The organism is Halobacterium sp. GSL-19 (genome assembly GCF_016917855.1).
In the GTDB taxonomy this organism is placed as follows: domain Archaea; phylum Halobacteriota; class Halobacteria; order Halobacteriales; family Halobacteriaceae; genus Halobacterium; species Halobacterium salinarum.
On sequence record NZ_CP070377.1, the window covers coordinates 1,673,940 to 1,691,060 of the forward strand.

The window sequence follows — 17,121 nt, forward strand, 5'->3', positions numbered from 1 at the left end:
CGGTCAGTCGACGATGATGTCGGTGCCGCCGTCCTCGCCGTCGGCCGCCGCGGCTGCGTCGTCGTGTCCGGTGTCGGCGCGCATCTCCGTCTCGTAGCGATCCACCCATTCGGCGAAGCACTCGGGACAGAGGCGCTGGCTGTCGATCTGGGAGCGGTCGACGGAGACGCGAACCGTCCGCGATAACGGGTTCGCAACCGCGTCGCCACACCAATCACAGGGCTCCGCGTCGGCGTCGCTCATACGCGCTGCCTTGCGGGCGAGCGTCTTGAACGTGGCGGGGCCGCCGTCAGGTCGTGCGGAACGCGCGGTCGCCGGCGTCCCCGAGTCCGGGCACGATGTAGCCGTCGTCGGTGAGCGTGTCGTCGATGGCGACCGTCAGCAGGTCCGCGTCCGGGAACTGGTCGCCGACCCGCAGCAGGCCGTCCGGGGCGCTCACGGCCGACAGCACGAACAGGTCCTCGACGCCCGCGGCGGGCATCTCGTCGGTGACGTGGTCGAGGACGGTGCACATCGTCGATCCGGTGGCGAGCATCGGGTCGGCGACGATGACGGTGTCGCCCTCCGAGATGTCCGGGAGTTTCACGTAGTCGACGGTGATCGGGAACTCGCCGTCGGCGTCCATGCCGGCGTCCTCGTCGCGGCCCGCGCTGATGACGCCCTGTTTCGCTCGCGGGAACGCCTTCAGCAGCCCCTCGACGAACGGGGTTGCCGCACGGAGCACGTTGATGATGACGACGTCGTCCAGGCCGGTGACGCGCTCGCCGGTCGTCTCGGTGAGCGGCGTTTCGAAGGCCGTGAACTCCGTCTCCATCGCGCCGTCGATGATCTCGTAGCCCGAGATGCGGCCGAGTTTCACCAGCCCCTTCCGGAAGCTCACCTGCTCGGTGGTGGTGTCCCGGAGCCGGGAGAGGGTGTGTTTGGCGAGCGAATGCGTGATCACGTGTGCGTCGCCGCGGTCCTCGATGGTCATACGTGAGGTGGGACTGCGCGTCGGCTTGAAACCTACTATGACACGCCGGTATCGACAAGAGGTTTATGCGATGCGGGCCTAGATCGGGCAGCTATGGAGGAGAGCGTCGCGGGGTTCAAGCAGCGGGGCACGTGGGGCGACGTGGTCGAACACGGCGAACGCATCACGACCGCGCTGCGGGAAGCCGGTGCCGACGAGGCGTTTGCGGACGCGTTCGCGGAGTGGGACGACTGGCGGCCGAAGTCACACGAGCGCATCGGTGACGAGGTCAACGAGAAGACCGCCGATCAGGCCAGCGTCGCGGAGGGCAAAGGCGAGAAGGCCGGCGCGTCCGCCGACGAGGACCTACAGAAGGCCGGCGAGCAGCTGTCGGCGTCCTACGAGAAGCTCGGCGACGGCGACGGCGGTGACGCCGTCGAGAAGTGGCAGTCGTCCCTGGACCACGTCAAGCGGGCGGCGGACACGGCCGGCCGGAAGGCCATCCGGAAAGTCGAGGACGCGGTGTACCGGAACGTGATGACGCGGATCGCGCCGTACTACTTCGACAACGCGTTGGTGTCCGCGAACATCCAGCGCGTCCGCAGCCAGGAGGAGTTCGTCTTCGAGGTGAACATCAACGACGACGATCTCAAGTCGGCGGTCCAAGACCACCTCTCGTCGTTCGAAGCGCTCGACCGCTGGCACGTGGACACGGAACGCGAAACCGACGTCGCGGAGGCCGCCGAGGGCGTCGACCCGCCGAAACAACGCGAGGACGCCAAATCGACCACGAACTGAGCCCGGCTGGGCGACGCGTGCCGGCAGCCTCTTTGCACCGCCGCGCGGATAGTGACTAACGAATGGTTGGTGCTGAAGCAGCGACGTTCGTGGTGGCGGCGGTAGCGAGCCTGTTCATGGCGTGGGCGATCGGTGCCGGGTCGTCGGGATCGACGCCGTTTGCACCAGCCGTTGGCGCGAACGCGATCACGGTGATGCGTGCGGGGTTCGTCGTCGGGATCCTCGGGCTCGCGGGCGCGGTGTTCCAGGGTGCGAACGTCTCGGAGGCGGTCGGCGGCGATCTCATCGTGGGGATGCCGCTGTCGCCGCTGGCGGCGACGATAGCGCTGTCGACGGCGGCGCTGCTGGTCGCGGCGGGCGTGTTCGCCGGATACCCGATCGCGACCGCGTTCACCGTCACGGGCGCGGTTGTCGGTACCGGGCTGGCGATGGGGGGTGGGCCGGCGTGGCCGAAATACCAGCAGATAGCGACGCTGTGGGTGCTGACGCCGTTCGTCGGCGGCGGCACGGCGTACGTGACCGCGCGGAGCCTCCGGGACACCGCCCACGAGCGCGTGCTCGTGCCGGCGCTTGCGGGCGGCGTGGGTGCGATCACCGCCAACATCGAGTTCGCGTTTCTCGGCGGCCCCGACGCCGCACGGTCGATCGCGTGGTCGCTCGCGAGCGTGGCCGGCACGCCGTCACTGGTGGGGCGTGGGGCCGCGACGCTGGCGGTGGCGGCGGCGGTCGCGGGCGCGCTCTACTGTGACAGCGCGGGCAACGCCAGCCGCGGGCAGCGCCACTTCCTGCTGGCGCTGGGCGGACTGGTGGCGTTCTCCGCCGGCGGGAGTCAGGTCGGCCTCGCTGTGGGGCCGCTGTTGCCGCTCATCGGCGGTGAGATCCCCCTGCCGTACGTGTTGTCGGGTGGCGGCGTTGGACTGCTCGTTGGGTCCTGGACGGGCGCGCCGCGGATGATCAAGGCGCTCTCACAGGACTACTCCTCGCTGGGGCCGCGGCGGTCGATCGCCGCGCTCATCCCGAGTTTCGCCATCGCGCAGTCGGCGGTGTTCTTCGGCATCCCGGTGTCGTTCAACGAGATCATCGTCTCCGCGATCATCGGCTCGGGGTACGCCGCCGCGGGCGGCGGCGGTGGCGGCGTCAGCGGCCGGAAAATGGTGGTGACGGTGCTGGCGTGGGTGGCGTCGCTGGTGGTCGCGTTCGCAGCCAGCTACGGCGTGTTCGCGGCCGTCAGCGCGGTCATGTAGGCGGTGGGAACGCGCTACGCGCCGTTCCCGGTGGAGTCCGCGGTCAACACTTCGGCGTTGGCGTCGGCCTCGGCCGCCGAGTCGAGGCGCTGCACGCGGGCCTTCATGATGCGCGTGTTCTCGACGTGCTCGACGGTGAGTTCGATGTCCTCGAAGCGGAACGCCTCGCCCTCCTCGACGAGCCGGCCGGCGCGGTTGAAGATGAACCCCGCGATGGTTTCGAACTCCTCGCCCTCCGGCAGGTCGATGTTCAGGGCCTCGTTGACCTCCTCGATGTTCACCTCGCCGCGCACGCGGACGGTGTCCTCGTCGACGGAGTCGATCGGGAGGTCCTCGCCGCCGTCCAGGATCTCGCCGACGATCTCCTCGGTGATGTCCTCGGCGGTGAGCAGCCCCTCCGTGGTGCCGAACTCGTCGATGACGACGACCAACTGCACGCGTTCGTCCTGCATCTCCTGGAGGAGGTCGTCGACGTTCTTGGACTCGGGGACGTGGAGGGTCGGCTCGATGAGGTCGTCCAGCTCGGCGTCCTCGGTCTCCCCGTAGAGGGATTCGCGGACGAGATCCTCGAGGCTGACCACGCCGATGACGTTGTCGAGTTCGCCGTCGTAGACGGGCACGCGCTCGTGGCCGGCCTGCGTGCACGTCTGGATGGCCGCCTCGATGGTGTCGGTCTTCGAGACCGCAACGATGTCGAGGCGCGGCGTCATGACCTCCTTGGCGATGGTGTTGTTGAACCGGAAGATGCGCTGGAGCATCTCCCGTTCGTCCTCCTCGATGACGCCCTCGCGCTCCCCGGTCTTGATCATGTCCTGGATCTCGGAGCGCGTGACGTAGCTGGATTCGATGGCCGCCCGACCGCCGGTGAACTGGTTGACCGCGCGCGTGAGGTAGTCGAACAGGACGACCAGCGGATACAGGAATCGCTCGCTCCACTGCAGGGGTTTCGCGATGGACAGCGCCCAGGATTCGGAGTTCTCGACGGCGTAGGACTTCGGCGCGCTCTCCCCGAACAGCAAGACGAGGGCGGTGACGCCGAAGGTGGCCGCGAGCACGGCCTTGCCCTGCGACATGGAGGTGGCGAACAGGCCGGTGGCGATCGAGGACATCGCGATGTTCACGAGGTTGTTCCCGACCAGGATGGTGATGAGCAGCCGGTGGGGATCGCTTTTCAGCGCTGCGACTGCGTCAGCGCCCGAACGCCCCTCCTCGACGAGTGCGTCGATGCGGTGGCGCGGGATCGAGAACATGGCGATCTCCGAGGAGGAGAAAAACGCCGACAGTACCATCAGGACGGCCAGCGTCGCGACTCCGGCGCCGATGAAGGCGTTTCCGGAAACGTCGGTCCCGAACGCCGACACAGCAGTCAGAGGCGGTGAGATGCCCATTCAGATGTTGTCTTACTCCGCACTCCTTTTAATTCTTTGCTGACCGAAGCTGCGACAGCCGCCGCGGGCGAAGCGTTTACCCGGGATTCCGCCGAACACCTCGTACATGAGTGCTCCCGCAGCGCCACCACGGCCGCCGCACAGTGACGCCCACATCACGCTGTATCGGCTGCAGGCGTGTCCGTTCTGCGAGCGCGTCGTGAACCGCCTGGAGGAGCTCGGGCTGGCGTATCAGTCGCGGTACGTGGAGCCGATGCACTCCGAGCGCGACGCCGTCAAGCGCATCGTCGGCGCGCGCACCGTGCCCGCCATCGTGGACGACGAGACCGGCGTGGCGATGGCCGAGAGCGCGAACATCGTCGCGTATCTCGACGCCACCTACGGGGGTGGGGAGTGATGGAACTGGACTTCGACGTCGTCGACCTCCCGGCGGCGGACCACGTGGCGGCGGGCGACGACGCCCCCGACTTCATCCGCCCGCTGGTGACCGACGAGTACTGGGCGGACGTGGCGCTGGCGGACCTGCTGGCGGAGGGCCCGGTCGTGCTGGTGTTCACGCCGATGGACGGCGCGTTCCCCGCGACGGACATGTACTCCGAGCTGCGGGAGCGCGGCGTCCACGAGCGCGCCCAGGTGGTCGGCGTCTCCATCTCGACGCCGTACGAACACAAGACCACCATCGAGGACCGCGGCATCCAGGAGTTCACCGGCCTCTTCAGCGACCCGCAAGCGGGCGTCGCCGAGGCGTACGGCGTCAAGCACGACCCCGACGGCATGGCGGGTGTCGTCGAGCACCGTCCGGCGACGGTCGTCATCGACGCGGATGGCACCGTCGAGTACGCGTGGGTGGCCCAGCAGTGGCCGGAGTTCCCCGCGTACGACGAGTTGGAGGCTGCGCTAGACGAACTGTAGTCGCATCCGGTGTCGCGCGGTTCGTGGCTCCGGGGTTCGCTTAGCGCGGTCAAAAGTTCCTTTTCGAGCAAGCGTGTAGTCCCGCTATGAGTACGGACGACGCCCTGGCCGAGGCCGCCGAAGCGCTCCGTGAGGGCGGGCTGGTGGTTTTCCCGACCGAGACGGTGTACGGACTCGCCGCGGACGCCCTCGATCCGGACGCCATCGAGGCCGCCTTCGAGGCGAAACGGCGGCCCCGCGAGAAGCCGCTGTCGTTCGCGTTCCCGGACGTCGAAGCCGCCGTCGAGCACGTCGCCGTCGGCGAGACCGAGCGGGCGTTCATGGCCGAGTTCCTGCCCGGCCCCGTCACGGTGGTCTGCGAGAAGCGCGATTCGGTCCCCGACGTGCTGACCGGCGGCCGGGACCGCGTCGGGGTGCGGGTGCCCGACAGCGAGGTGGCGGTGGCGCTGCTGGAGCGGGTCGCGCCGCTGACGGCGACGAGCGCGAACGTCTCCGGGGAGCCAAGCGTCACGAACCCGGCGGCTCTCGACCCCGCGTTCCGGGCGCGCGTCGACGCCGTGGTGGACGCCGGGGAGTCGCCGGGGGGGACTGGGAGTACAGTGGTCGACGTGGCGCGCGGCGAGATACTGCGCGCGGGCGCGGTCGGCGACGCCGTCCGGGAGTGGCTGGCCGAGCACGCCTGACTACGCGTCGTCGAACGACAGCAGCGATCGGAGGCTGCGGGTTTCGGTGCCACACGCCTCGCGGTAGTCGCAGGCCCCGCATTTGGCGTCGTCGTGCAGCCGTGGCGGCGGGCCGTCCAGCGAGCGCGCGGTGCGGAGCGCGCGCTGGTAGGCCGCTTTCTTCCGGGTGGTGAGGGCGACGCGCCGGATCACGCCGTGGCGGGCGTACTCCACGAAGGCGTGGTCGACGGGCGTCTGCTCGCGCCACGACAGGGCTTTCGCGGCGGCGACCGCCCGGACTGCCTGCGGTTCCCAGACCCCGGCTTCGGGTGGGCTCCCTGGGGTCACGAGCGAGGGGGCGAATGGGTCGTGGTGGACTTTCGCCGCCGTGCCGTGTGCGTCCTTCCCACGCAGGTAGACGGCGGTTTCGGCGGGGTCAGAAACGGAGTGGACGGCGAGGCTGGCGGCGAGGTTCGACTGGAACTCAGGGGGTGAAACGGCGAGGTCGTGGGCGGCCAGGGTCGACGCATCGGCGGTCGAAAGCGCGCCGTACTGGGCCGCGAGTTCGCGGGCGGCGTCGTGTGCTGGGGGCGGGTCCCGGTCGTCGCGGCGTGCGTAGTAGAGCTGGCGGGGACAGTACGCGGCGGTCGCGAGATCGCTGAACGGGACGCGGTCGTCGGCGGTCACGGGCCGGGGTGGGCGCGGCCTCGTATGTGAACGTTGGCGTGCTACTGGCGCGAGCGCCACCAGGCCGCGACGACTTCGGCGACGCCCGTGAGGTGGGCCTGCCCGAAGACGGCGACCACGAGCGCGCCCAGGGAGTTGTACATGAAGTCGTGCATCGTGTCCGCGAGGCCGTGTTGGGCCAGCGGCATCGCCAGTCCGGTGGCTGTGGCGAGTTCGTCGAGGCCGAACTCCAGGAGCTCCCAGACGACGCCGAACGCGAGCACGACGACGAAGATGTAGACGAACGCGATCTCGCGTGGCACGGTGATGTCGTCGTGGTGGCAGTCGACGGCGCGCGCGACCGTGTATCCGGCACCCGCGACCAGGGACGCCGACAGCGCGTGCGTGACGTGATCCCACCAGGGGATGGAAACGTACAGTCCGGACGATCCCAGCGAGTGGAGGAACGCCGCCGCGGTGATCCAGAGCACGAGCCACGGGTCCATGGGGAGGCCGTAGTTGCGTTCGAGCGCGCCCGGCACGAGCGTGATGAGCAGTGTAACGGTGCCGTTGACGACGGCCTTGGAGTTGCCGTCGAGGAGGCCGAAAGCCACCATCCCGACGAGCACAGCCTGCATGGCGCGTGTGAGCAGGCGCTGTGTTGCTGCCGACGGCCGGGGGAGCAGCGTCACCGCTCGGTCACCCGGCTGGTGGCGCGGCGCAGCCAGCGGGTTCGCCGTCGGAGCGCGAGGGCGAACAGGACGCCGGCGGCGAGGCCCGCAAGCGTCACCCAGACGAACTCGGTCATCAACGCGTGGTTGGTGGTGAGGTATGCGGTGCCGAAATGCTGGTCGGCGGTCCAGCGGAAGACCGCCCACACCGCCCCCGAGGCCAGCGTCACCAACACGACCAGCACGGCGGCGAACCAGTGCGTGACCGCCAGCGACGTGAACGTGTGCAGTTCGCCGACGACGACGAGTGCAACGGCGGCCAGCGAGACGTAGACGGCGAACGTGCCGACGGTGCCGCCGAACAGCCCCCGCACCAGGATGGGCAACAGTCCGACACACAGCAGTTCCCAGGGCAGCATCGTGCGCCACGACCGGAAGACGACCGGCGGCACGGCGACGATCACGCCGACAGCGCCGGTGAACACCAGCCACCGGAGATCGACGTCGAGGGCGCTGTCCAGGACGACGCCGCCGAGCACGGCGACCGCCAGCCACGCGATGACGGCGTTGACGGTGCTGTTCCGGAACAGGAAGGCGAACGCGTCGTCGACAGCGGCGGGGATGTCGGGGTCGAGAGGGCCGTCGCCGCGGCTACCGCGTGCCATTGACTGACGTCTCGGGGGGCACAGTGAAAGGGGATTCGATGGGGACCGCGGGTCGGCGCTGGCGCGTCAGAGGTCGACGTCGGTCTCCTGGCCGTCGGTGGCGTCGTCGAGGCCGTCCTCGTGGACGGTCGCGGTGAGGCGTTCGGTGAGCGCGCGGTCGCGGAGAACGTTCTCGAACTCGGCGCGGTAGCGGTCGTTGGAGCGCTGAATGGCTGTTTTCGCGCGGAGCACGTCGCAGGCGGCGGCTGCGTCCTCGGGGGCGGCGTCGAGGGCGTCCGCGACGGCGTCGGGGTCGGGGTCAGTGGGGTCGGCGACGGCGTCACGAACGGCGTCCAGGGGCAGCGGTGTGTCCGCGTCGTCGTCGCGGACGAGGTGGAGGTCGAGACGGGCGTGGCGGACCGTCCGGGCGTCGATGTCGGCGGCGGCGGCGATGGCGTCGTCGGCGTCCCCGGCGTAGAACTGGCGGACAACCGTGACGAGGGTCGCGGTGTCGAGGTCGGTGTGGAACGCGAGGCGGTCCCGCATCGTGGTGATGGTGTCGCGGAGCGTCTCCTCGACGGCTGGTTCGGCGGTGAGCGAGCCGTGGGTGTCGGCCTGTGATTCCGTGATGGTGTCGTTGTCGGTGACACTCTGGAAGATGTCACGGAGTTCCTCGGTCTTCTCGTCCATTGGGGTACTGTGAGAGTCTGTGTGCCCGTGGTGAAATGTCTGCTGGCTCCCAGCGCCGTCGTAAACCAGGCGTTTGAATACAGTTGACGACACACGGAACGCAAGCATGCAAACCGAAACAGACGGCGTCGAGCTGGTCGGCGACCAGACCGTCGAGAACATCGCGCGAGCCGCCGTGTTCGCGGCGCTGACCGGAGCGATGGCGTACGTGTCGTTCCAGAACCCCGTCTCGCCGGCACCGGTGACCCTGCAGGTGCTGGGGGTCTTCCTCGCGGGACTCTACCTCGGGCCCGTCTGGGGCGGCGCGTCCATGGTGCTGTACCTGATCGCGGGCGGCGTCGGCGCACCCGTGTTTGCCGGCGGCGGGAGCGGGCTCGGCACGTTCGTCGCGCCGACCGGCGGCTACCTCCTGTCGTACCCGTTCGCGGCGGCTCTGACCGGGCTCGTCGCACACGGCACCACCGAACTCGCGGACCCACGGGACGTGGGGGTGGCGAAACTCGTCGCCGCGATGGTCGCGGCCACCGTCGTCATCTACGCCGCCGGCACGGTCGGGTTCGCCATCGTACAGCGCCCCAGCCTCGCGGCCGCGTTCGCTCCGTCCGCGCTCGTGGACGCGTTCCTCGTCGCGGGCGCGGCGTTCATCCCCGCTGAGGCGTTCAAGATCGCGGCCGCGATCGGCATCACGCGCAGCGACCAGCTGAACGCCGCCTGATGCTGTCGGTCCGGAACCTCGTTCACCGCTACGGCGACACCGTCGCCGTCGACGGCGTCAGCCTCGACGTCGCTGACGGCGAATGCGTGGTGGTGACGGGCGCGAACGGCTCCGGGAAGACGACGCTCGTCCGGCACTGCAACGGCCTTCTCGAACCGGACGACGGCGAGGTGCTCGTGAACGGCACCCCCGTTGGTGAGGATCTCGTGGCCGCCCGCGCGAGCGTCGGGATGGTGTTCCAGAACCCGAGGGACGGCTTCGTCGGCGCGACGGTGGGCGCGGACGTGGCGTTCGGCCCGGAGAACCTCGGCCGCCCCCGCGAGGAGATCGACGCCCGCGTCGCGGACGCGCTGGACGCCGTCGAGCTCGGCGGGCGACGCGACGAGCGCGTCGCGGACCTCTCGGGGGGCGAACAGGAGCGGGTGGCCATCGCGGCGGCGCTGGCGATGCGCCCCGACCACCTCGTGCTCGACGAGCCGTTCACGGGCCTGGACTGGCCCGCACGGCAGTCCGTCCTCGACCGGCTGCGGGCGCTACACGCCGCGGGAACGAGTCTGATCGTCGTCACCCACGACCTCCGGGACGTCTGGACGCTGGCCGACCGCGTGGTGGCGATGCGGGACGGCGAGATCGCGCTCCGGGGCGACCCCGCGGACGTCCGGGGCGCGCTCCCCGACGCGGGGGTGCGGCCGCCGTGACGCTGGCGTACCGGCCCGGCGGCGGCGTCCTCCACCGCCTGGATCCGCGGGCGAAGCTCGCGCTCCAGGCGGGGTTCGCCGCCGCGGCGTTCGCGCACACGACGGTCCTCGGGCTGGCGGCGCTCACGCCGGTTGCGGTGGTGGTGCCGCGACTCGCGGGGGCGTCCGTGCGGGACGTGCTCGGCGAGTTCCGGGCGGTCGCGCCGTTCCTGCTGGCCGCGCCGGCCGTGGCGGGACTCACGCTCGGCGAGCCGTGGTTCCGGATCGCCCCCGCCGCCCGCGTCGCGCTCGCGTCGTACCGCGTGCTGTTGGTGTTGCTCGTCGCGGCCACCTACGTCTACAGCACGCCCGTGCGGGACTCCCGGGCGGCCGTCCGCTGGCTCCTGCCCGGGAAGCTCGGGGCCGCGACGGGCATCGGCGTCGCGCTCGTGTTCCGGTTCCTGCCGGTGTTGCAGGGCGATCTCACCGCCCGCCGGGACGCCGTGAACGCGCGGCTCGGCGGCGAGCGGTCGATCCGGGAACGCATCCGGCTCGTCGCGGTGGGTGGGCTGGGGCGCGCGCTCTCGCGGGCCGACCGCCTCGCCGTCGCGCTGCGCGCCCGGTGTTTCGCCTGGAACCCGACGAGCCCGCCGCTGGCGTACGCCCGCCGCGACTGGCTGGCGACCGCCGCCGCCGCCGGACTCGCCGGAACCGTGCTCGTGTGACCACCCCGGATGCGGTGGTCGCATGGTTGACAACCTTTATCTGGATCCTGTCCCGGAATACTGGTATGTATTCGACCGTGCTGGCGCAAACGGGGGGCGAGACCACACGCCCCACGTTCTGGCGCATCAGCCACGTCGGCGAGGCCATGTTCTACGGGCTCGCCGCGATGGCCGTCGCGATCTTCCTGTACGGCGTCTACCAGCGGTTCGCCACCTACGCCCGCGGCAGCGAGGACCCGACCGAGCGGCTGTCGAACCTCCCCGGACGCGTGGTGTCGGCCGCGAAGCTCGTCGCGTCCAACGAAAAGCAGTTCGACCGCGACCTGGTCGCGGGCCTGATGCATACGTTCATCCTGTGGGGGTTTCTGACGCTGCTCATCGGCACCACCATCCTCGCGATCGATATGGACGTCTGGACGAAAGCGCTGGGCCAGTCGTCGTTTTTCGTGGGTGAGTTCTACCTCTCGTACTCGCTGGTGATGGACGCCATGGGGCTGTTGTTCGTCGTCGGCGTCGGGGTCGCCATCTACCGGCGGTACTGGGTGCGCAACCAGCGCCTCTGGGGGAAACACACCAGCCGCGAGGACGACGCGTTCGTGTGGGCGCTGTTCCTGCTTGGGGTCGGCGGCTACGTCACGGAGGGCGTTCGCATCCTCGGCACCGGCTTCCCCAGCTTCGAGACCGTCTCGTTCGTCGGCTGGTTCGTCGCGGACGTGCTGTCGGCCGCCGGCGTCGACGGATCACTGGCGGCCGCGGCCTACCCCGTCATCTGGTGGAGTCACTCGATCCTGGCGCTGGGGTTCGTCGCCGCGGTCCCGTACGCCAAGCCGTTCCACATGATCTCCAGTTACGCCAACCTCGTCGCCCGCGACGCGGACGCCGGCCGCCGGCTCCCCCGCGTCCCCGCGGACGCCAGCCCCGAGGAGATCGGCCCGTCGGAGATCGAGGACTTCTCCTGGAAGCAGCTGCTCGACCACGACGCCTGCACGAAGTGTGGCCGCTGTTCGTCGGTGTGCCCGGCGAAGGCTGCCGGCCGCCCCCTGGACCCGCGGGACGTGATTCTGGACTTGAAATCCTACCGCGAGGGCGTGGCGTCCGGCGACCGCGAGGAGGTCGACATCGTCGCCGACGGCGGCACCTCGGTCATCGACGCGTCGACGATGGAGTCCTGCATGTCCTGTATGGCGTGCATGGACGCCTGCCCGGTGGACATCGAGCACGTCACGCAGTTCACGGAGATGAACCGCCGGCTCACGGAGTCCGGACAGATGAACAAGAACGTCGAGGACGCCGTGATGAACGCCTTCCAGAAGGGCAACACGTTCGGTGAGCCGGACCGCACGCGCCCGGACTGGGCCGACGACCTGGACTTCGAGGTTCCGGACGCCCGCGAGCAGTCCGTGGAGTACCTCTGGTACGTCGGCGACTACCCGAGCTACGACGAGCGCAACCAGCACATCGCACGCTCCCTGGCGACGGTCTTCGAGACGGCGGGCGTCGACTACGGCATCCTCTACGAGGACGAGCAAAACGACGGCAACGACATCCGCCGCGTGGGCGAGGAGGGGCTCTACGAGATGCTCGCCGAGGACAACATCGCGGCGTTCGACGACTGCGATTACGAGAAGATCGTCTGCACGGACCCCCACTCGTACAACACCTTCTCCAACGAGTACGACCAGTTCGGCTTCGAGAACGCCGATTCGGTCTACCACTACACGCAGGTCGTCGAGGGCCTCGTGAACGAGGGCGCGCTCGGACTCTCGGGCACGGAGCTCGACGACACCGTCACCTACCACGACCCCTGCCATCTGGGGCGGTACAACGGCGAGTTCGAGGCCCCCCGTGAGGTCGTGCGCGCCACGGGCGTCACGCTCGACGAGATGCCCCGGAACCGCAGCGACTCCTTTTGCTGTGGCGGCGGCGGCGGCGGCCTCTGGATGGATTTCGACGAGGAGCCGAAACCCAGCGAGGAGCGCATCCGGGAGGCGCTGGAGGACACCGACGCGGGGCCGGACGTCGACCGGTTCGTCGTCGCGTGCCCGATGTGCATGACGATGTACGAGGACGGCCGCAAGACCGGGGGCTACGAGGACGACATCGAGATCACGGACGTCACCGAGTTGCTCGTGGAAGCCATCGAGGCGAGCGGCGGTGCCGCCGCGAGCGGTGTCAGCGAGACACCGGCGGCTGCCGACTGAGTGCCATCGCACGACTGAACTGGTTCGCACGTCGGAGACCGGTGTGGTCGCCGCGACACCAGTCGACGCGCCGACTCAGTCGTCCAGCCACTCGTGGTCGAGCAGCCCGTAGGTGTAGGTGTCGACGTACTCGCCGTCCACGATGGCGTCGTCACGGCGCTGGCCCTCGCGCTCGAACCCCAGTTTCTCCAGGGCCGCCTGCGACGCCTCGTTGGGGGCGAGTACGTGGGCGTCGACCCTGTGGAAGCCCCGCTCGCCGAACACGTAGTCGAGGAACAGCGTCGTGGCCTCGGTGACGTAGCCGTTGCCCTGGTGGTCGGGCGCGATCCAGTACATCAGGCTGCCGTGCTCGCCCGCCTGGCTGACCCACGCGAACGCCACCTCGCCGACCGGCGTCGGGTTGTCGGCGTCGCTGCTCGCGGGCTCGTCCGTCGAGTCGTCACGGTCGTCGACGCAGATGAGAAAGCGGTCGTCCGAGTCCTCGACTGACTCCGCGACGTCGTCGAGGGTGCGGATGTCGGTGTCGGTCAGCGGCACCCGCACGTCGGGCTGGTTGCGGCCGTACTGGATGAACTCGTGGTCTTCGTCCTCGATCGGGTGGAGAGAGACGGCGTCGCCGTCCGCGAATGCTGGCCCGGGCATGGTAGACAGTGACGCCGGCGGGCTGTTATAGCTTCGCTGAACGGGATTTCACTCGGCGGACTGACAGTCGGTCCGTGGCGGTTCACCGCGAGGTCGCTGAACGGGAACCCCCGGATGCGGGTGTCGTCGGCGTCCAACAGCACCCAGACCACGACGAACAACACGGCGGGCACGTCGAAAACGGGGTCGAGGCCGTAGCGCTCATAGAGCACGCCGGCGGTCGCGGGTCCGAGCAGCGAGGCCGCGAGACGTACAGCGCGTAGAACTGGAGGTGGGCCCTGTCCACACGCCCCGGAGATGTGACACCGCCAACCCGGTTGTGGAATCCGGCCGGCGGCCTGGGGGGTGTGGGCATCCTGGTAGCGGTCAGGACCGATGGTTCCGCGAACGCTTTTGCGGGGCCGGCCGGAGGACAACACATGGAGCTTCCACACCGACCGCGGCGACTCCGCCGCGACGGCGTCCGTGATCTGGTTTCGGAGACGACGTTGACCCCCGCCGACCTGGTTGCGCCCGTGTTCGTGGACGCGACGGCGGACGAACGCACCCCGATCCCGTCGATGCCCGGCCAGGAGCGCGTCCCGCTTGCCGACGCCGTCGACCGGACCCGGGAGATCCTCGACACCGGCGTCGAGGCCATCGTGCTGTTCGGCATCCCGGCGTCCAAAGACGACACCGGGAGCCGGGCGTACGCCGACGACGGCATCGTGCAGGAGGCGACGCGGCGCATCACCAGCGAGACCGACGCCTACGTCATCACCGACGTCTGTCTGTGTGAGTACACCAGCCACGGCCACTGCGGGGTCGTCGAGGCGGACGCCGACACCGACCCCACGCTCACGGTCAAAAACGACGAGACGCTGTCGCTGCTCGCGGAAACGGCGGTGTCGCACGCCGAGGCGGGCGCGGAGATGATTGCGCCGTCGGCGATGACCGACGGCATGGTGGACGCCATCCGGACCGCCCTCGACGACGCGGGGTTCAGCGACGTGCCGATCATGAGCTACGCCGCGAAATACGAGTCGGCGTTCTACGGGCCGTTCCGGGACGCCGCCGACGGTGCGCCGTCGTTCGGTGACCGCCGCCACTACCAGATGGACCCCGCCAACCGGCGGGAGGCCAGCCGCGAGGTCGCCCTGGACGTCGAGCAGGGCGCGGACGTGCTGATGGTCAAGCCCGCGTTGCCGTACCTCGACGTGGTGAGCGACGTGCGCCGCGAGTTCGACCGCCCGGTCGCGGCGTACAACGTCTCCGGGGAGTACGCGATGTTGCACGCCGCCGCCGAGAAGGGCTGGCTGGACCTCGAATCGGTCGCCCACGAGAGCCTGCTGTCGATCAAGCGCGCGGGCGCGGACCTCATCATCACGTACTTCGCCGAGGACGTGGCCGAGACCCTCTGACGGCGGATGGACTGGGTGGTCGTCCTCGGCGGCCTCGCGCTCTCGTTCGGCGGCTTCGAGGCGGTGTCCCGACTGCAGGACCGGCTCGGGGGGCCGAGCGACGGCCTCGAACCGCACGTCTGGAAGTGGCTAGTGCCGGCCGCCGTCGCCGGCTACGTCCTCGCCGTCGAGGGACGGCCGCTCTCGTCCATCGGCTGGACGGTCGCCGGCCCGCTGCCGTTCGCGTACCACACCGCCGTCGGCCTCGCCGCGATGCTCGGCAGCGCACTCCTGTTCTCGCCGCTGTGGGAGGCGCTGGGCACGGCGGACGCGATGCGGGACGGGATGGCGGCGTTCACGGACCGCTCGGTGGCCGAGCGACTGGTCGTCGCCGGGACGGCCGGTGTCACTGAGGAAGTCCCCTATCGGGGGTACGCCGTCGAGCGCGTGACCGCGCTCACCGGGAGCCCGCTGCTCGCGGCCGCCGTCTCCCTCGTGGCGTTCCTCGCCGCCCACGTCGGCGAGCACTGGTCGCGGGCCGCCGCCGTCCAGATGGCCCAACCGACCGTCGTGTTGCTCGCGCTCTACCTCTGGACGCACAGCCTCCCGGTCGTGATGGCCGTCCACGCCCTCAACGACGCGGTCGGCCTGCTGCTGGCCGGCGACACCACGGCGCGCCCGAGGGAGTGAACGCGCCGGTGCGTTCGCCTGCGAGAACGGTGGTCGCCGCCGGATCGAGCGCCGAACCCGACACCTATTTTCGGGGACCGACCCAACCCGAGGGCATGAACCGCGAGACGTCCCGGGAGCTCTACGACCGGTCGCTCGACGTGCTCGTCGGCGGCGTAAACTCCACCGTGCGAGCCGCGCCACAGCCGTACCCGACGTTCGTGCAGTCCGGGGACGGCGGCCACGTCATCGACGCCGACGGCAACCGGTATATCGACTGGGTGATGGGGCTTGGCCCGCTGCTGTTGGGCCACGACCTCCCCCAGCCGGTCACGGCCGCGATCCAGCGCCGCGCCAGCGACGGCCCGCTGTTCGGCACACCGACCGAGATCGAAGTCGAGCACGCCGAGTTCGTGGCGCGCCACGTCCCCAGCGTGGAGCTGCTGCGCTTCGTGAACTCCGGCACCGAGGCGACGGTGTCGGCCGTGCGGCTCGCCCGCGGCTACACCGGCCGGAACAAGATCGTCGTGATGCAGGGCGGCTACCACGGCGCACAGGAGTCCACGCTCGTGGAGGGCGACGCCGACCACCGTGGCCCCTCCTCCGCGGGCATCCCGCCGGCGTTCGCCCAGCACACCATCCCGGTGCCGTTCAACGACGCCGACGCTGTCACCGAGGTGTTCGAGACCCACGGCGACGACATCGCCGCCGTGCTCGTCGAGCCGATCCTGGCGAACAAGGGCATCGTCGAGCCGGTCGCGGGCTACCACGAGACGCTGCGGGACCTCACCCACGACCACGGCGCGCTGCTGATCTGGGACGAGGTCATCACGGGCTTCCGGGTCGGCGGACTGGGCTGCGCGCAGTCCGAATTCGACATCACCCCGGACGTCACGACGTTCGGGAAGATCATCGGCGGCGGCTTCCCGGTCGGCGCGATCGGCGGCCGCACGGACGTCATGGAGGAGTTCACGCCGACCGGCGACGTGTTCCAGGCGGGGACGTTCTCCGGGCATCCGGTGACGATGGCGGCCGGCCTGGAGACGCTCCAGTACGCCGCCGAAAACGACGTCTACGAGCACGTGAACCGCCTCGGGGGGCGGCTCCGCGAGGGGTTGGCAGCGGTGGTCGCCGAACACGCGCCCGCGTACACTGTCGTGGGCCGTGATAGTATGTTCAAAGTGGTGTTCACGCGCGATGGCGACGCGCAGTCGGGCGCGTGCACCGACGGCTGCCGCCAGGACCCCGACTGTGAGCGCCACGCCGCCTGCCCGAAAACCGGGGCCGACGTCGGCGACGCCGCCGTCCAGCGCTGGAACCGCGTGTTCCGTCCGCAGCTGCTGGACGCCGGCGTGTTGCTCTCCCAGAACCAGTTCGAATCACAGTTCGTCTCGTACGGCCACACCGAGGCGGACGTCGACGAGACCATCGAGGCGTACCGGAACGCGCTCTGAGGCGGTCTGCGGCGGGGGTTTTTCTCACAGCA

General features: G+C 69.8%; 21 protein-coding genes. 13 read left to right on the forward strand and 8 right to left on the reverse strand.

Going from position 1 to position 17,121, the window contains the following annotated elements:
* Window positions 1–3: 3 nt before the first annotated feature.
* Both JT689_RS10660 and upp read right to left on the reverse strand, forming a co-directional pair.
* Complete coding sequence (locus JT689_RS10660; protein WP_010903717.1) at window positions 4–243, reverse strand: hypothetical protein; 240 nt, start codon at window positions 241–243, stop codon at window positions 4–6.
* A 46-nt stretch (window positions 244–289) separates the two neighbouring features.
* A complete protein-coding gene (gene upp, locus JT689_RS10665) occupies window positions 290–973 on the reverse strand; it encodes a uracil phosphoribosyltransferase (protein WP_010903718.1) in 684 nt (227 codons plus the stop codon).
* A 93-nt stretch (window positions 974–1,066) separates the two neighbouring features.
* On the opposite strand from upp, the gene JT689_RS10670 reads away from it, so the two are divergent.
* Complete coding sequence (locus JT689_RS10670) at window positions 1,067–1,750, forward strand: DUF5828 family protein (protein WP_010903719.1); 684 nt, start codon at window positions 1,067–1,069, stop codon at window positions 1,748–1,750.
* 62 nt (window positions 1,751–1,812) lie between these two features.
* Window positions 1,813–2,994 (forward strand): inorganic phosphate transporter, encoded by a 1,182-nt coding sequence (locus JT689_RS10675; protein WP_205251182.1) that lies wholly within the window; start codon window positions 1,813–1,815, stop codon window positions 2,992–2,994.
* A gap of 14 nt (window positions 2,995–3,008) precedes the next feature.
* On the opposite strand, the gene JT689_RS10680 is transcribed toward JT689_RS10675, so the two are convergent.
* A complete protein-coding gene (locus JT689_RS10680; protein WP_205251183.1) occupies window positions 3,009–4,382 on the reverse strand; it encodes a hemolysin family protein in 1,374 nt (457 codons plus the stop codon).
* Window positions 4,383–4,488: 106 nt separating this feature from the next.
* On the opposite strand from JT689_RS10680, the gene JT689_RS10685 reads away from it, so the two are divergent.
* The 3 genes from JT689_RS10685 (at window position 4,489) to JT689_RS10695 (ending at window position 5,977) form a co-directional block, all read left to right on the forward strand.
* Window positions 4,489–4,779, forward strand: coding sequence for a glutaredoxin (locus JT689_RS10685; protein WP_010903722.1), 291 nt, complete (start codon window positions 4,489–4,491; stop codon window positions 4,777–4,779).
* Window positions 4,779–5,294 carry a peroxiredoxin gene (locus JT689_RS10690; RefSeq protein ID WP_205251184.1) on the forward strand — a complete coding sequence of 172 codons (516 nt, stop codon included), beginning with the start codon at window positions 4,779–4,781 and terminating at the stop codon, window positions 5,292–5,294. The genes JT689_RS10685 and JT689_RS10690 overlap by 1 nt, the downstream gene beginning before the upstream one ends.
* A gap of 86 nt (window positions 5,295–5,380) precedes the next feature.
* Window positions 5,381–5,977, forward strand: coding sequence for an L-threonylcarbamoyladenylate synthase (locus JT689_RS10695; protein ID WP_010903724.1), 597 nt, complete (start codon window positions 5,381–5,383; stop codon window positions 5,975–5,977).
* Here the strand turns inward: JT689_RS10695 and JT689_RS10700 are convergent, their stop codons facing one another.
* The 4 genes from JT689_RS10700 to JT689_RS10715 all read right to left on the reverse strand — a co-directional run bounded on the left by JT689_RS10700 (window position 5,978) and on the right by JT689_RS10715 (window position 8,627).
* The gene (locus JT689_RS10700; protein WP_136361614.1) at window positions 5,978–6,643 is read right to left on the reverse strand and encodes a hypothetical protein; all 666 of its coding nucleotides are present in this window, start codon (window positions 6,641–6,643) and stop codon (window positions 5,978–5,980) included.
* 41 nt (window positions 6,644–6,684) lie between these two features.
* Entirely contained in the window at window positions 6,685–7,314 is a 630-nt protein-coding gene (locus JT689_RS10705) for a hypothetical protein (protein ID WP_012289481.1), read from the reverse strand.
* Window positions 7,311–7,958 (reverse strand): hypothetical protein, encoded by a 648-nt coding sequence (locus tag JT689_RS10710; RefSeq protein ID WP_010903726.1) that lies wholly within the window; start codon window positions 7,956–7,958, stop codon window positions 7,311–7,313. Before JT689_RS10710 ends, JT689_RS10705 begins: the two co-directional genes overlap by 4 nt.
* Before the next feature lie 66 nt (window positions 7,959–8,024).
* The gene (locus tag JT689_RS10715; RefSeq protein ID WP_136361616.1) at window positions 8,025–8,627 is read right to left on the reverse strand and encodes a conditioned medium-induced protein 4; all 603 of its coding nucleotides are present in this window, start codon (window positions 8,625–8,627) and stop codon (window positions 8,025–8,027) included.
* A 106-nt stretch (window positions 8,628–8,733) separates the two neighbouring features.
* Between JT689_RS10715 and JT689_RS10720 the strand changes: the two genes are divergently transcribed.
* The 4 genes from JT689_RS10720 to JT689_RS10735 all read left to right on the forward strand — a co-directional run bounded on the left by JT689_RS10720 (window position 8,734) and on the right by JT689_RS10735 (window position 12,945).
* The gene (locus JT689_RS10720; protein ID WP_010903728.1) at window positions 8,734–9,342 is read left to right on the forward strand and encodes a biotin transporter BioY; all 609 of its coding nucleotides are present in this window, start codon (window positions 8,734–8,736) and stop codon (window positions 9,340–9,342) included.
* Window positions 9,342–10,040: an ABC transporter ATP-binding protein gene (locus JT689_RS10725; RefSeq protein WP_010903729.1), complete on the forward strand. Its 699-nt coding sequence runs from the start codon at window positions 9,342–9,344 to the stop codon at window positions 10,038–10,040. The genes JT689_RS10720 and JT689_RS10725 overlap by 1 nt, the downstream gene beginning before the upstream one ends.
* Window positions 10,037–10,744: an energy-coupling factor transporter transmembrane component T gene (locus JT689_RS10730; RefSeq protein ID WP_012289483.1), complete on the forward strand. Its 708-nt coding sequence runs from the start codon at window positions 10,037–10,039 to the stop codon at window positions 10,742–10,744. Before JT689_RS10725 ends, JT689_RS10730 begins: the two co-directional genes overlap by 4 nt.
* A 65-nt stretch (window positions 10,745–10,809) precedes the next feature.
* Window positions 10,810–12,945 carry a (Fe-S)-binding protein gene (locus JT689_RS10735; RefSeq protein ID WP_136361619.1) on the forward strand — a complete coding sequence of 712 codons (2,136 nt, stop codon included), beginning with the start codon at window positions 10,810–10,812 and terminating at the stop codon, window positions 12,943–12,945.
* A 75-nt stretch (window positions 12,946–13,020) separates the two neighbouring features.
* Here the strand turns inward: JT689_RS10735 and JT689_RS10740 are convergent, their stop codons facing one another.
* The gene (locus JT689_RS10740; RefSeq protein ID WP_205251185.1) at window positions 13,021–13,587 is read right to left on the reverse strand and encodes a GNAT family protein; all 567 of its coding nucleotides are present in this window, start codon (window positions 13,585–13,587) and stop codon (window positions 13,021–13,023) included.
* Between the two features lie 74 nt (window positions 13,588–13,661).
* Between JT689_RS10740 and JT689_RS10745 the strand changes: the two genes are divergently transcribed.
* From JT689_RS10745 to JT689_RS10760, 4 genes are all read left to right on the forward strand, one after another.
* On the forward strand, window positions 13,662–13,850 hold the full coding sequence (locus JT689_RS10745; RefSeq protein ID WP_205251186.1) for a hypothetical protein: 189 nt from the start codon (window positions 13,662–13,664) through the stop codon (window positions 13,848–13,850).
* A gap of 156 nt (window positions 13,851–14,006) precedes the next feature.
* Entirely contained in the window at window positions 14,007–14,987 is a 981-nt protein-coding gene (gene hemB / locus JT689_RS10750; protein WP_136361622.1) for a porphobilinogen synthase, read from the forward strand.
* A gap of 6 nt (window positions 14,988–14,993) precedes the next feature.
* Window positions 14,994–15,656, forward strand: a complete 663-nt coding sequence (locus JT689_RS10755) for a CPBP family intramembrane glutamic endopeptidase (RefSeq protein ID WP_205251187.1) — start codon at window positions 14,994–14,996, stop codon at window positions 15,654–15,656.
* Window positions 15,657–15,751: 95 nt separating this feature from the next.
* Window positions 15,752–17,089 (forward strand): glutamate-1-semialdehyde 2,1-aminomutase, encoded by a 1,338-nt coding sequence (locus JT689_RS10760; RefSeq protein WP_205251188.1) that lies wholly within the window; start codon window positions 15,752–15,754, stop codon window positions 17,087–17,089.
* The last annotated feature ends 32 nt before the right edge of the window (window positions 17,090–17,121 follow it).